This is a genomic window from Brevundimonas sp. (assembly GCF_018608325.1).
GTDB lineage: Bacteria > Pseudomonadota > Alphaproteobacteria > Caulobacterales > Caulobacteraceae > Brevundimonas.
In genome coordinates this window covers 10920-24066 of record NZ_JABAZW010000006.1, presented here as the reverse complement: position 1 = coordinate 24066, position 13147 = coordinate 10920, and the positions used below count along the sequence as shown (strand labels likewise).

Annotated in this window: 12 protein-coding genes and 1 pseudogene; 11 read left to right on the top strand and 2 right to left on the bottom strand. The window is 64.9% G+C overall.

The features are described from left to right. From QZ281_RS00515 to QZ281_RS00505, 3 genes and pseudogenes are all read left to right on the top strand, one after another. A pseudogene (locus QZ281_RS00515) lies at positions 1-666 on the top strand (TSCPD domain-containing protein); the annotation flags it as partial. Between the two features lie 57 nt (positions 667-723). Further along, positions 724-1218: a pentapeptide repeat-containing protein gene (locus QZ281_RS00510; protein ID WP_292223383.1), complete on the top strand. Its 495-nt coding sequence runs from the start codon at positions 724-726 to the stop codon at positions 1216-1218. Positions 1219-1299: 81 nt separating this feature from the next. After that, entirely contained in the window at positions 1300-2178 is an 879-nt protein-coding gene (locus QZ281_RS00505) for a pentapeptide repeat-containing protein (protein WP_292223379.1), read from the top strand. Positions 2179-2235: 57 nt separating this feature from the next. On the opposite strand, the gene aspS is transcribed toward QZ281_RS00505, so the two are convergent. Further along, positions 2236-4068: an aspartate--tRNA ligase gene (gene aspS / locus QZ281_RS00500; protein ID WP_292223375.1), complete on the bottom strand. Its 1833-nt coding sequence runs from the start codon at positions 4066-4068 to the stop codon at positions 2236-2238. 157 nt (positions 4069-4225) lie between these two features. Here aspS and QZ281_RS00495 point away from each other — a divergent pair, with 157 nt between their 5' ends. From QZ281_RS00495 to QZ281_RS00470, 6 genes are all read left to right on the top strand, one after another. Next, on the top strand, positions 4226-4513 hold the full coding sequence (locus QZ281_RS00495) for a YciI family protein (RefSeq protein WP_292223372.1): 288 nt from the start codon (positions 4226-4228) through the stop codon (positions 4511-4513). An 87-nt stretch (positions 4514-4600) separates the two neighbouring features. Next, positions 4601-5296 carry a DnaA/Hda family protein gene (locus tag QZ281_RS00490; protein WP_292223369.1) on the top strand — a complete coding sequence of 232 codons (696 nt, stop codon included), beginning with the start codon at positions 4601-4603 and terminating at the stop codon, positions 5294-5296. 128 nt (positions 5297-5424) lie between these two features. After that, entirely contained in the window at positions 5425-5937 is a 513-nt protein-coding gene (locus QZ281_RS00485) for a DUF3617 family protein (protein ID WP_292223367.1), read from the top strand. Positions 5938-6246: 309 nt separating this feature from the next. Next, the gene (locus QZ281_RS00480) at positions 6247-8463 is read left to right on the top strand and encodes an RNA degradosome polyphosphate kinase (protein WP_292223364.1); all 2217 of its coding nucleotides are present in this window, start codon (positions 6247-6249) and stop codon (positions 8461-8463) included. Then, positions 8463-9950: a Ppx/GppA phosphatase family protein gene (locus QZ281_RS00475; protein WP_292223362.1), complete on the top strand. Its 1488-nt coding sequence runs from the start codon at positions 8463-8465 to the stop codon at positions 9948-9950. Before QZ281_RS00480 ends, QZ281_RS00475 begins: the two co-directional genes overlap by 1 nt. 51 nt (positions 9951-10001) lie before the next feature. Next, entirely contained in the window at positions 10002-10367 is a 366-nt protein-coding gene (locus QZ281_RS00470; RefSeq protein WP_292223359.1) for a VOC family protein, read from the top strand. Here QZ281_RS00470 and rnd read toward each other — a convergent pair. Further along, positions 10364-11515 carry a ribonuclease D gene (rnd, locus tag QZ281_RS00465; protein ID WP_292223356.1) on the bottom strand — a complete coding sequence of 384 codons (1152 nt, stop codon included), beginning with the start codon at positions 11513-11515 and terminating at the stop codon, positions 10364-10366. The genes QZ281_RS00470 and rnd overlap by 4 nt on opposite strands. Positions 11516-11594: 79 nt before the next feature. Between rnd and purM the strand changes: the two genes are divergently transcribed. Together purM and QZ281_RS00455 are read left to right on the top strand one after the other, a co-directional pair. After that, a complete protein-coding gene (gene purM / locus QZ281_RS00460) occupies positions 11595-12632 on the top strand; it encodes a phosphoribosylformylglycinamidine cyclo-ligase (protein ID WP_292223353.1) in 1038 nt (345 codons plus the stop codon). A gap of 4 nt (positions 12633-12636) precedes the next feature. Then, positions 12637-13147 (top strand): M28 family peptidase (locus tag QZ281_RS00455; protein ID WP_292223350.1); only part of this gene is annotated, 511 nt, incomplete at its 3' end.

The following is a 13147-nucleotide window of genomic DNA, read 5'->3' as shown; positions in this document are numbered from 1 at the left end:
ATCGAACGCCAGCGCGCGCGCCGGAAACTGCCTGACCGTCGGAAAGGCTATATCCAGAAGGCGGCTGTCGGCGGACACAAGGTCTATATCCACACCGGCGAATACGAAGACGGCGAACTGGGCGAGATCTTCATCGACATGCACAAGGAAGGCGCCGCCTTCCGCAGCCTGATGAACAACTTCGCCATCGCCATCTCCATCGGCCTGCAATACGGCGTGCCGCTGGATGAGTTCGTGGACGCCTTTGTCTTCACCCGGTTCGAACCAGCAGGGCGGGTCACCGGCAATGACTCGATCCGGTCGGCAACCTCGATCCTGGACTATATCTTCCGCGAATTGGGCGTCTCCTATCTGGACCGCGCTGAACTGGCCAATGCCGAACCTGATGCGCTGAACGCCGATGGTCTGGGCGAAGCGCCGCCGCAGGGCGAGGCCGTTCCCGCCGCCCGCTTCATCTCAAAGGGGTTTGCGCGCGGTACGGCGCCGGACAATCTGGTCGTGTTGCCGTTCGGCAAGAAGGCCGACCCGGAAGCCAGAACCGCCGCCAACACCGAGGCTGTCGCCTGCCCCTCCTGCGGTGATTTCAGCCTGCAGCAACGCGGCGCAGCCTGGGTTTGCGACACGTGCGGAGCGGCTCCTGCGCTTCTGGGCGGAGATCAGGGGTAAGTTAAGGGATTTGGCCTAGGCTTTGCTGGAAGACGATGAAACGTCGGAGCCCGGTCCATGAAGAATACAATCCGTCTCGGCCTGATCGCCGCCGCTCTGCTGGCGGCGGCCACGCCCGCCCTCGCCCAGAACGCAGGCCAGATCGCCAGTGTACGACGCGGCGCATCCTGTGCAGGCTGCAACCTGTTTCAGGGTGATTTCTCGGGTCTGGAGGTGCGCGGCCTGAACCTGTCGGGCTCGCGTCTGCGTCAGGCGGACTTCAGCCTCAGCGTCATGAACCGCACGCGTTTCTCCAACGCCGATCTGCGTGACGTCGAGGCCTATGGCGCTGTCCTGTCCAGTTCGAACTTCTCCGGCGCCAACCTGACCAACGCCAGCTTTGTCGGCGCCTATCTGCAAGGCGCCAACTTCTCGGGCGCGACCCTGGCGGGGACCAATCTGTCCGGCGCACAACTGAACCGGGCGACCGGCCTGACGCAAAGCCAGTTGAACCGGGCCTGTGGCGACGGCTCCACCATCCTGCCCGGCGGCCTTCGCATTCCCGCCTGCTGATCGCCCGAGACCTGTCTGGGTTTTAACGAAGTTACCTCGATTTAAGTAGGTGCGCCGGGGGTTTCGGGGCATTCAGGTCTTGTGAAACAGATCGCTCAACATCTTCGGACTGGCTCCGCATTCGCCCTTCTGGCCTTCGGCGGGGTGCTCCTCGCCTCGCCAGCGGCGGCGGAAGTTTCGGTGACGTTTCAGGACCGCGACGTGGCCCGCTCGGTGTCTCTGGGCGGTTCGTGCAACCGCTGTGAACTGTCTGGCCGCAACCTGTCCGGGGCCGCCTTCACGGGCGCCAGCTTCATGAACGCGACCCTGGTCGGCGCCAATCTGCGCGGCGCCGAAATGGTCGGCTCCAACTTCACCGGCAGCGACTTCAGCCGGGCCAATCTGTCGGGCGTCCAGATCGTCGGCGCCAACTTCACCTCGACCAACTTCACCCGCGCGGTGCTGACAGGGGCCGAGGCGCAGGGGTCATCCTTTGTGCGGGCCAACATGACCCAGGCCGATCTGACCGGCGGCGAAATGCACGGCGTGAACTTCAGCAACGCCACCCTGATGAACACCAAGTTTGTCGGCGCAGAGTTGTTCGGCGCGACACTGGCCAATGTCACGGCCACGGGTGCGGATTTCAGCGGCGCGGAAGTGAACGCGGCGAACCTGAGAGGCGGCGATTTCAGCAATGCCCGTTTCGTCTCGGCGACGCTGGACGGTGCGCGTCTGTCGGACGGTCGTTTCGCCAGAGCCGACTTCACAGACGCCTCCATGCGACGCGCGGACATTCGCGGCGCCGACCTGTCAGAGGCGCGCGGCCTGACACAGGATCAGGTCGGAGAAGCCTGCGGCGACGAAACCACTCGCTTGCCCGGCCGACTGACGGCGATGGCCTGCCGGGGATCGGTGCGTGTAATCCGCACTCCGCCAACCCCACCGACACCACCTACAGCGCCCACTCCGCCTCGACGCTAGGCACAAAAAAGGGGACGCCGAGGCGTCCCCTTAATCATTTCCGGCTGTCGCCGCCGATCAGACCTTGATCGGCGGGGCGGTGCGGATGTGCAGTTCTTTCAGTTGCTTGTCGGCGACCGGCGACGGTGCGCTCATCAGCAGGTCTTCGCCCTGCTGGTTCAGCGGGAAGGCGATGACTTCGCGGATGGCCGTCTGGTTGGCGAGCAGCATGACGATGCGGTCAATACCGGGGGCCAGACCACCGTGCGGCGGCGCGCCGTAGCGGAAGGCGTTCAACATGCCGCCGAACTGCTCTTCGACCACCGAGGCGTCATAGCCAGCAATATCGAAGGCCTTCAGCATGATCTCGGCCTTGTGGTTCCGGATGGCGCCCGAGCACAGCTCATAGCCGTTGCAGACGATGTCGTACTGATAGGCGCGGATGGTCAGCGGATCCTGCGTCTCCAGCGCCTCCAGACCGCCTTGCGGCATCGAGAACGGGTTGTGGCTGAAGTCGACCTTCTTCTCTTCTTCCGACCATTCGAACATGGGGAAGTCGACGATCCAGCAGAACTTGAACTGGTCTTCGGCAACCAGCTTCAGCTCCGTACCGACACGGGTGCGGGCCAGACCGGCGAACTTGGCGAAGACCGACGGCAGGCCGGCGGTGAAGAAGGCGGCGTCGCCCTTGCCCAGACCCAGAGAGGCCATCAGGGCCTCGGTCGGCTCCTGTCCCAGGTTCTTGGCGATCGGGCCGCCCCATGCGCCCTGATCGTCGGACCAGAAGATGTAGCCCAGACCCGGCTGGCCTTCACCCTGCGCCCACGAGTTCATGCGGTCGCAGAAGGCGCGCGAGCCGCCGGTCGGCGCCGGAATGGCCCAGACGGCGTTCTTTTCGTCAGCGTCCAGAATCTTGGCGAACAGACCGAAGCCGCCACCGCGGAAGTGGTCGGACACCACCTGCATCTTGATCGGGTTGCGCAGGTCCGGCTTGTCCGAGCCATACCAGGCCATCGACTGGGCGTAAGTCAGGCGCTCGAAGCCCTTGTGCTCCAGCGTTTCGCCGAAATCGTTGGTGAAGGTGTGACCGCCGTCGATGGGCGACACCGGCTTGCCGTCGCTGAACTCCTCGAACACGCCATGCATGACGGGTTCGATGGCGGCGAAGACGTCTTCCTGCGTCACGAAGCTCATTTCGACGTCGAGCTGGTAGAACTCCAGCGAACGGTCGGCGCGCAGGTCTTCGTCACGGAAGCAGGGCGCGATCTGGAAATAGCGGTCGAAGCCCGAAACCATCAGCAGTTGCTTGAACTGCTGGGGCGCCTGCGGAAGCGCATAGAACTTCTCAGGGTGCAGACGCGACGGCACCAGGAAGTCCCGCGCGCCTTCCGGCGAAGAGGCCGTCAGGATCGGGGTCTGATATTCCAGGAAGCCCTGGCCGAACATGCGGTTACGGATCGACTGGATCACCTTGGACCGCAGCACGATGTTCTTGTGCAGGGTCTCACGGCGCAGGTCGAGGAAGCGGTTCTTCAGGCGGATTTCTTCCGGATATTCCGGCTCTCCGAAGACGGGCAGCGGCAGTTCGGCGGCTTCCGACAGAACCTCGACCGCCTTGACGCGAACTTCGATCTCGCCGGTCGGCAGGTTGGCGTTGACGGTGCCGTCCTCGCGCCCGACGACCTCGCCGTCGATCTTGATGACGCTTTCGGCGCGCAGACGTTCAACGGCGGCGAAGCCCGGCGTTTCCGGGTGCAGCACCAGCTGCGTCAGACCGTAGTGGTCGCGCAGGTCGATGAACAACAGGCCGCCGTGGTCACGCTTGCGGTGAACCCAGCCCGACAGCCGGACATTCGAGCCTGCATCCGTCGACCGGAGGGCGCCGCAGTTATGGGAGCGATAGGCGTGCATGAGAATCGTCTGGACTGGGCCGCGCGCGCGGCGAAAATCGGAAGCGGCGTAGGGCGCACCATCCCCCCCGAAAGTCAAGGTTTGGGCCAAGGTTTAGCCCGTTGCAAAGGCCGCTGGACCGCGCGATAGCCTGCGCCATCAACCCGGAAGGCAGCCCATGTTCGTCGTCACCATCACCTACACCAAGCCGATTGAAGCGATTGAAGCCAAGACCGTCGAACACCGCACCTGGCTGGACCAGCATGTGGCCAGCGGGCTGGTGATTGCGGCTGGCCCGATGGTTCCGCGCACCGGCGGCATCCTGATCGTGCGCAGCGGCGGCACCAAGGAAGAGCTGATCACCTTGCTGAAAGACGACCCGTTCCAGGTCGCCGACCTGGCCGACTATGCGGTGACCGAGTTCAATGCGGGCAAGTTGAACCCCGCCCTGGTCCCGTTCGCCTGATTTCATCCACAAAACCGCCTCTTCCCTCCCCAAGACCAACAGGGTGAGGCCCGAGCGGTCGGCGGCGGCGTCTGCTATGACAGTCCCATGACTGCGCAGAGCGCCCCGCCCCCATCCGCCGAAGAACAGCTGCGGCTGCCGTTGGAACGTCACGGCGAATCCGAAGCCTTTGCCGTGTCTGACAGCAATGCTGACGCCGTCGCTGTTCTGGCGCGCTGGCCGGACGGCGTCGGTTCGGTGCTGTCGCTCTATGGTCCAGCAGGATCAGGCAAGAGCCGTTTGGCCGCCGAATGGGCCGAGCGTGTGGGCGCCATGCCCCTGCACGGCGCGGAAGCCGCACTGATTGATCCGCTGGAGCTGGAAGGCCGTCCCGTTCTGTTGGACCGGGCGCCAGACGCCGACGACGAGAGCCTGTTCCACCTGATCAATCTGGCCAATGCCGGCGGCGGCGCACTGTTGCTGGTGTCACGCGACGCGCCGCGCAACTGGACCGTCACCCTGCCCGACCTGCGTTCAAGACTGGACGCCCTGCGCACCGTCGCCGTCGATGCGCCGGACGATGTGGTCCTGTCCGCCATACTGCGGGCGCGCTTCGCCGAGCGCAGCATCGCCCCTGCCGATGAGGTGATCGACTATCTGGTGCGCCGCCTCGACCGATCTGCGGAATCGGCGGCGACGGTGGTCGAACGGCTGGATGCGCTGCACCGCCCGGTCACACGCGTTTTGGCGCGTCAGGTGCTGGACGACATGCAGAAACCCGTGAGCCCTGCCGATCCCGACTGACCGCGCGGTTCCACATTCTGAGAAGAACCAGTTTCAGACACAATCGACGCGAAAATATTGAACGTATGGCGAAGACGCGACGTTGGGCTGATGGAGCGGGATAGGCTCCGGATAGGGAAACGTCTAAAATGCGCGTTCAGATTGCTCTGATCTCCGCCGTCGCTCTGCTGGCGGCATGTTCCAACTCTGACAACAAGGCGACGACCGAAGGCGGCGGCACAGCCGCGCCTGCAACCCCGGCCGCTGCGACCATGCCTGCGCCCAAGCCGGGCCTGTGGCAGCAGACGATTTCGGGCGGCGCCATGCCTGCGCCGACGACCGTCAAGATGTGCGTCGGTCCGACCGTGGAAGGCGAAAACCCCTTCAGCGCCCCGCAACCCGGCGTGGCGTGCAGCGAGAACAGCGTCAAGGCCGCACCGGGCGGCGCCGAGTTCCACTCGGTCTGTAATGCGCAAGGCATGACCGTCACCTCGGACGGCAAGGTCTCCGGCAATATGGATTCCGCCTACAAGATCGACATCACCACCAAGACCACCGGTCCGAACGTTCCGCCGCAGATGGCAGAAATGAAGATGACCATCGACGCCACGCGTCTGGGTGATTGCCCGGCTGGCACGGCGCCGGGCGCCGTCGTTCAGTAAGCCTGTTGAAAAGGGACGGCTGAAAGGCCGTCCCGACTTTCCGCCTAGCGTTCCTGGCCGCCTAGCGTTCCTGGCGGCGCCGCCAGCGCCGCAACAGACGGTGGGGACTGGGTTGGCCCAACAGATCCCACACAAAGGCGAGTATCAGCAGGGCGACGATAAGGGCCGCAAGCGCGAGCATGGTTTGATCCTGAACGGTTCGCCTTGGGGAGAAGGCTGCGTAAGATAGCGCCGATATCTTACGCTGCGCCATCACGAAAATGCCTGCAGCGACTTGCGACTGTCATAGTCGCGCGCGACAACCGCAGCATGACAGACGCAGCGATCCATGACGCCACCCGTGGCGAGGAAGTTCCCGCCTCGCGCGCCCCGCAACTGGCGCTGAATGAAGAGCTGATCAACTCGCCCACGCGGTTCTTCAACCGTGAAACCTCCTGGCTGGCGTTCAATGAGCGCGTGCTGGAAGAGGCGGCCAATCCGAACCACCCCCTTCTGGAGCGCCTGCGCTTCCTGTCGATCTCGGCCAATAACCTGGACGAGTTCTTCATGACCCGGGTTGCGGGCCTGAAGGGTCAGTTGCGTGAACGTGTGCGGGTTCTGTCCGCAGACGGCCTGACGCCCGCCGAACAGCTGGAGCGGATCAACGTCGCCGCTGGCGAACTGATGGCCGAACAGCAGGTCCGCTGGCGTCAGTTGAAAAAGGAGCTGATCGGCGCCGGGATCGAGGTCGTCGACCGCCACCAGATCACCAAGACCGAACGCGACCGGCTGGAGCCGGAGTTCCTGAACCAGTTGTTCGCGGTTCTGACGCCGCTGGCCATCGACCCGGCGCACCCCTTTCCCTTCCTGCCTAATCTGGGCTTCTCGCTGGCGCTGAAGCTGAAGCGCAAGGGCGAGGCCAAGACCTTCTATGCGCTGGTGCCGGTGCCGACCCAGGTGCGCCGCTTTTGGGAACTGCCGACCGATGGCCGTTCCACGCCGGGCCGCAAGCGGTTCATCACGCTGGAAAACGTGCTGCTGCTATTCATCGACCATCTGTTCCCCGGCTGTAATGTCGAGGAAAAGGGCGTGCTCCGCCTGATCCGCGACTCGGACATCGAGATCGAGGAAGAGGCCGAAGACCTGGTTCTGGAGTTCGAGGAGGCGCTGAAACAGCGTCGTCTCGGCTCGGTCGTGCGGGTCAAGATCGAGGCCTCCATGCCCGGCGATCTTCGCACCTTCATCGTGGGTGAACTGGAAGCCGCGCCGCAGGACGTGGTTCTCGTCGATGGGATGCTGGGCCTGGCGCAGTTGTCTGACCTGATCCCCGCAGGTCACCCCGACCTGAAGTTCAAGGCCTATGAGCCGCGCTATCCGGAGCGGGTGCGCGACTTCGGCGGCGACATTTTCGCGGCGGTCCGCGAGAAGGACATGCTGATCCACCACCCGTTCGAAAGCTTCGACGTGGTGGTGCAGTTCCTGCGTCAGGCGGCGCGCGATCCGAACGTGCTGGCCATCAAACAGACCCTGTATCGGACGTCAAAAGACAGCCCCATCGTCGCCGCCCTGATCGAGGCGGCCGAGAACGGCAAGAACGTCACGGCCCTGGTCGAACTGAAAGCCCGGTTCGACGAAGAGGCCAATCTGCGCTGGGCGCGGGCGATGGAGCGGGCGGGCGTCCACGTCGTCTTCGGCTTCGTTGAGTACAAGACCCACGCCAAGCTGAGCGTGGTGGTGCGCCGCGAAGGTGAAGGACTGCGCACCTACTGCCACTTCGGCACCGGAAACTATCACCCGGTCACGGCCAAGATTTACACCGACCTGTCGCTGTTCAGCTGCGACCCCGTTCTGAGCCGCGACGCCAGCCGGGTGTTCAACTACATCACCGGCTACGCCACGCCGGACGAGTTGGAGGCGCTGGTCGTCTCACCGTTGAACATGAAGTCCACCCTGATCGAGCTGATCGGCAAGGAGATGACGGCGGCGGCGATGGGCAAACCCGCCGCCATCTGGGTCAAGCTGAACTCGCTGGTGGACCCGGAGATCATCGACGCCCTGTACCGCGCCAGCCAATGGGGCGTGCGGATTGATCTGGTCGTGCGCGGCATCTGCTGTCTGCGTCCGGGCGTGACGGGTCTGTCGGAGAATATCCGGGTCAAGTCGATCGTCGGCCGGTTCCTGGAGCACAGCCGCATCGTCTGTTTCGCCAACGGCAAGGACCTGCCGCACGACAAGGCCAAGGTCTTCATCTCGTCCGCCGACTGGATGACACGCAATCTGGACCGCCGGGTCGAGGTGATGACGCCGATCCGCAACGCCACCGTTCACGATCAGGTGCTGGACCAGATCATGGTCGCCAATCTGAAGGACGACGCCCAGAGCTGGGTTCTGGATGCCGAGGGCCGCTATACCCGTGTGCAGCCCGCCGACCCCGAACGCCCCTTCTCGGCGCACAAGTATTTCATGACCAACCCCAGCCTGTCGGGTCGCGGACGCAAGGTGAAGACCCTGCCCTCGGTGCTTCGTTATGAGCGCCCGGGCCGCTGATGCCCGATATCGAACTTCCGGGCCGAGAGATCGCGGCCATCGACATCGGCTCCAACTCGGTTCGTCTGGTGCTGTACCGGCTGGAAGGCCGGGCAATCTGGACCGTCTTCAACGAGAAGGTTCTGGCCGGTCTGGGCCGCGACCTGCCGACGACGGGCAAGCTGTCGCGTGAGGGCGTGGGCATGGCGATGACGGCCCTGCGCCGCTTTGCCGCTGTGCTGGAGGGTGTGCGCCCGCACACCACCCTGATCGCCGCCACCGCCGCCGTGCGCGAGGCCAAGGACGGGCCGGAATTCTGTCGGCGCGTAGCCGAGGAGACCGGTCTGGTCATCCGGGTCCTGTCGGGTGAGGAAGAGGCCACATATGCAGCCATGGGGGTTCTGGCCGGGGCGCCCAGCGCGCACGGCGTCTCCGCCGATATGGGCGGAACCAGTCTTGAACTGACCCGCCTGAACGGCCACGGCGTCGAACACGGCATGACCCTGCCGTTGGGGCCGTTCGCCCTGGCCGAAGGCAAGGGTTTCGACGCCGCCCGCATCAAGGCCCGGATCGACGAACGGCTGAGGCCGGTCGCCAGCCAGTTCCGCTCGGATCGGCTGTACGCCGTCGGCGGCGCCTGGCGCACCCTGGCCCAGGTGCAGATGTCGCTGAAATCCTATCCGCTGAAGGTCGTGCATCAGTACGAAATGTCGGCGGAAGACGCGCTGGAGACGGCGCGGCTGGTTGCACAGCAGTCGGCGGCGGGTCTGGCGAAACTGCCCGGCGTCTCCAAGAAACGCGCCGAGACCCTGCCCTATGCCGGACTGGTGCTGGAGGGTCTGATCAATAATCTGGGCCTGAAGACCATCGAGATGTCCGCCTGGGGCGTCCGCGAAGGTCTGCTGTTCGAGACGCTGGACGAATCCATACGCACCGCCGACCCGCTGCTGGCGGGTTGTAAGGCTTTGGGCGGCCGACAGGGCATCGACCCGGCCCTGCCCGGCGCCCTGACCCGCTGGATTTCCGACATCGTCGCGGCCCTGCCTTCCGCATTCGGCGAGACACGCGATGCGGTGCTGACCTCTGCCGCCTGTCGACTGGCCGATCTGGGGGCCCGGCTGCATCCCGACCACCGGCTGGAACTGGTGTTCGACCAGGTTCTGCGCGCGCCCGTCGCGGGCATCAGCCATGCCGAACGCGCCTTCCTGGCCAGTGTGATGAACGCCCGATATGGCGGCGGGTCGGCCACGCCCCAGCCCGAAGCGGTCAATCGTCTGTTGAGCGATGACGCCCGACGTCGCGCTCGTGCGCTTGGGCTGTCGATCCGGCTGGCCTGCGATCTGTCGGGCCGCTCCGCCCAACTGCTGACCAGCGCCGCTGCACGCGTAAAGGGCGGTGATCTGCGCCTGACGGCCGAAGACGGCTACGACGACGTGCTGCTGGGCGAACAAACCAAGAAGCGCGCCAAGGCGCTGGCTGAGGCCATGGGACTGGGTCTGTCGATCTAGACAGACCCGCCGACAAGGATCAGCCTTCCGTTCGACAACAGGGAGGCGATCATGCCCGTGACCGGAATCGGCGGCTTCTTCTTTCGTGCACAGGACCCAAAGACCCTTGCCGCCTGGTATCTGAAACATCTGGGCGTGGGCGCACCTGAAGGTCAGTACCTGTGGGATCAGCAGGCCGGCCCGACGGTCTTCTCGCCCTTCCCGCAAACCAGCGACTATTTCGCCGCCGACAAGGGCTGGATGCTGAACCTGCGTGTCGAAGGTCTAGACGACCTTCTGACCTCGCTAAGAACCGCAGGCATAGATGTCATCACCAAGGACGAATGGGACGCCACGCCCGAAATCGGTCGTTTCGCCCGCATCCATGACCCGGAGGGCAACCCCATCGAATTGTGGGAGCCGCCCGTGAAGGCCTAGCCTTCGATCTCGACGACCTCGACGCGTGAGCCGCTGAGGACCAGCGCGATCTCGCCGCGTTTGAGCTTCAGCGCGTCCTCGCCGAACAGCTGTCGGCGCCAGCCCTTCATGGCCTCGACATCGGCGTCGTCGCTGATGGCGATCTTCTCCAGATCAGCCGATGTGGCGATCAGCTTGGAGGCCACACCTGCGTTGTCGCTCTTGGCCTTCAACAGCACCTTCAGCAGTTCGACCACCGACGGCGGTGCGGGCTGACGGTGGGCGGGGCGTTCCATTTCCGGGGCGTGCGCCTCTGGATCAGCCAGAACACGCTTCAGTTCTTCAGCCAGTTCCAGGCCCAGGCGCGAACCACCAAAACCCTTTGGCACCGAACGCAGGCGATTGAAGGCCTCGGTGTCGGTCGGCGTCTGCTGGGCGATCTCGTCGATGCCCTCGTCCTTGAGGATGCGGCCGCGCGGCTGGTCACGCTCCTGCGCAGCGCGTTCGCGCCAAACGGCGACGGCTTTGAAGGCGGCCAGATATTTGGCCGAGAACTTCTTGGGCTTCAGGCGTTTCCAGGCGTTTTCCGGGTTGGTGTCATAGATGGCCGGATCGACCAGACCTTCCATCTCGGTCGTCACCCAGGCCAGGCGGCCTTCCTTCTCCAGCCGATCGCGCAGCTTGGGATAAAGGGCCGCCAGATGGGTCACGTCGCCCAGGGCATAGACCAGTTGGCTGTCCGACAACGGACGACGGCCCCAGTCGGTGAAACGGCTGCCCTTGTCCACCTCGATCCGCAGCATCTGCCGGACCAGCGAATCATAGGCGACCTGTTCGCCAAAGCCCGCCGCCATGGCCGCGACCTGGGTGTCGAACATCGGCTTGGGCATGGCGCCCAGACGCACGAAGATTTCAACATCCTGTCGGCAGGCGTGGAAGACCTTCACGATCTTCTCGTCACGCAGCAGGTTCAGGAACGGCTCCAGATCCAGGCCCTCGGCCATCGGATCAATGATTCCCGCATGTTCGCTGGACGCCGCCTGGATCAGGCACAAGCGCGGCCAATAGGTCGTCTCCCGCATGAACTCGGTGTCGACCGTAATGAACGGGGCGGTGGACAGGCGGGCGCAGAACTCGGCCAGCGCCTCATTGGTGGTGATTGGCGTCATTCCGGTGCTATAGCCCCGCGCAACCTACCTGTGGCAAGAGCCGCGCTGCATTTCCGCCCCGATTCAGGCCCTGAAAACCATGAGCGACACCCAAAAGCCTCTCGAAAACGGCCTGACCTACGCCGACGCGGGCGTGGACATCGATGCAGGCGAATTGCTGGTCGAACATATCAAGCCCCTGGCGAAGTCCACGGCCCGCCCGGGATCGGAGCCCTCGCTGGGCGGATTCGGCGCCCTGTTCGACCTTAAGGCCGCCGGTTTCGAAGACCCGCTGATCGTCAGCACCACGGACGGCGTCGGCACCAAGCTGAAGATCGCCATCGAGACCGGCCGCCATGACGGCGTCGGCGTCGATCTGGTCGCCATGTGCGTCAACGACCTGTTGGCCCAGGGCGCCGAGCCGCTGCTGTTCCTCGACTATTACGCCACGGGCCGCCTTGAGATCGACGCCGCCCGCCGCGTGGTCGCAGGCATCGCCGAGGGCTGCCGTCAGGCAGGCGCGGCCCTGGTCGGCGGCGAGACTGCCGAAATGCCGGGCATGTACACCGAAGGCGACTACGATCTGGCGGGCTTCAGCCTGGGCGCTGTCGAGCGCGGCCATGCCCTGCCCTATCTGGATCGGCAGGCGGCAGGCGACGTCATCATCGGCCTGGCGTCCACCGGCCCGCACTCGAACGGCTATTCGCTGGTGCGCAAGGTGGTTGAGAAGTCCGGTCTGGCCTGGGGCGATGACGCGCCCTTCGCCAAGGACCGCTCGCTGGCGCAGGCCTTGATGGAGCCGACCCGCATCTATGTGAAGCCGGTCCTGCCGCTGATGAAGGCCGGTCTGATCAAGGGCGCGGCCCACATCACGGGCGGCGGCCTGATCGAAAACCCGCCGCGCTGCATCGCCGACGGCCTGCAGGCTGCGTTCGACTGGGATTCGTGGCCCATGCCCGCCGTCTTCCAGTGGCTGGCCGAAACCGGCGGCATCAGCGACCATGAAATGCGCCGCACCTTCAACTGCGGCGTCGGCTTCATCCTGATCGTCGCGCCCGAAAACGCCGAGCCCGTCCTCGCCGCCCTGCTGAACGCAGGCGAGGTCGCCTTCGTCTGCGGTCAACTGGAAGCCGCCTGATCCGATGAAAAACGCCCTGCTCGCCTCCGTCGCCGTCTTTTCACTGACCCTGACGGCGGAGGCGGTGCAGGCACAGACCGCTGCCGCCGTCGAACAGCCCCTGCTGCACAGCCTGTCTGGCGATGTGCGGCCTGAGCGGATGCGGTCAGATATCGAAGCCCTCGTGGGTTTCGGCACTCGCCACACCCTGTCCGACACGCAGTCGGAGACGCGCGGCATCGGCGCCGCCCGCCGCTGGGCCGAGCGCCAGTTCCGGGACATGAGCCGCGACTGCGGCGGCTGCCTGACCATCGCCCTGCCGTCTGATGTCGTGACCGGGCGCCGCGTCCCAAATCCGACCGAAGTGGTCAATGTGCTGGCTATCCAGCGCGGCACGACCGATCCCAACCGGATCATCGTCATCTCCGGCCATATCGACAGCCGCGCCAGCGACGTGATGGACTTCACCTCTGACGCACCCGGCGCCAACGACGACGCCTCGGGCGTGGCGGCGGTGCTGGAGGCGGCGCGCGTGC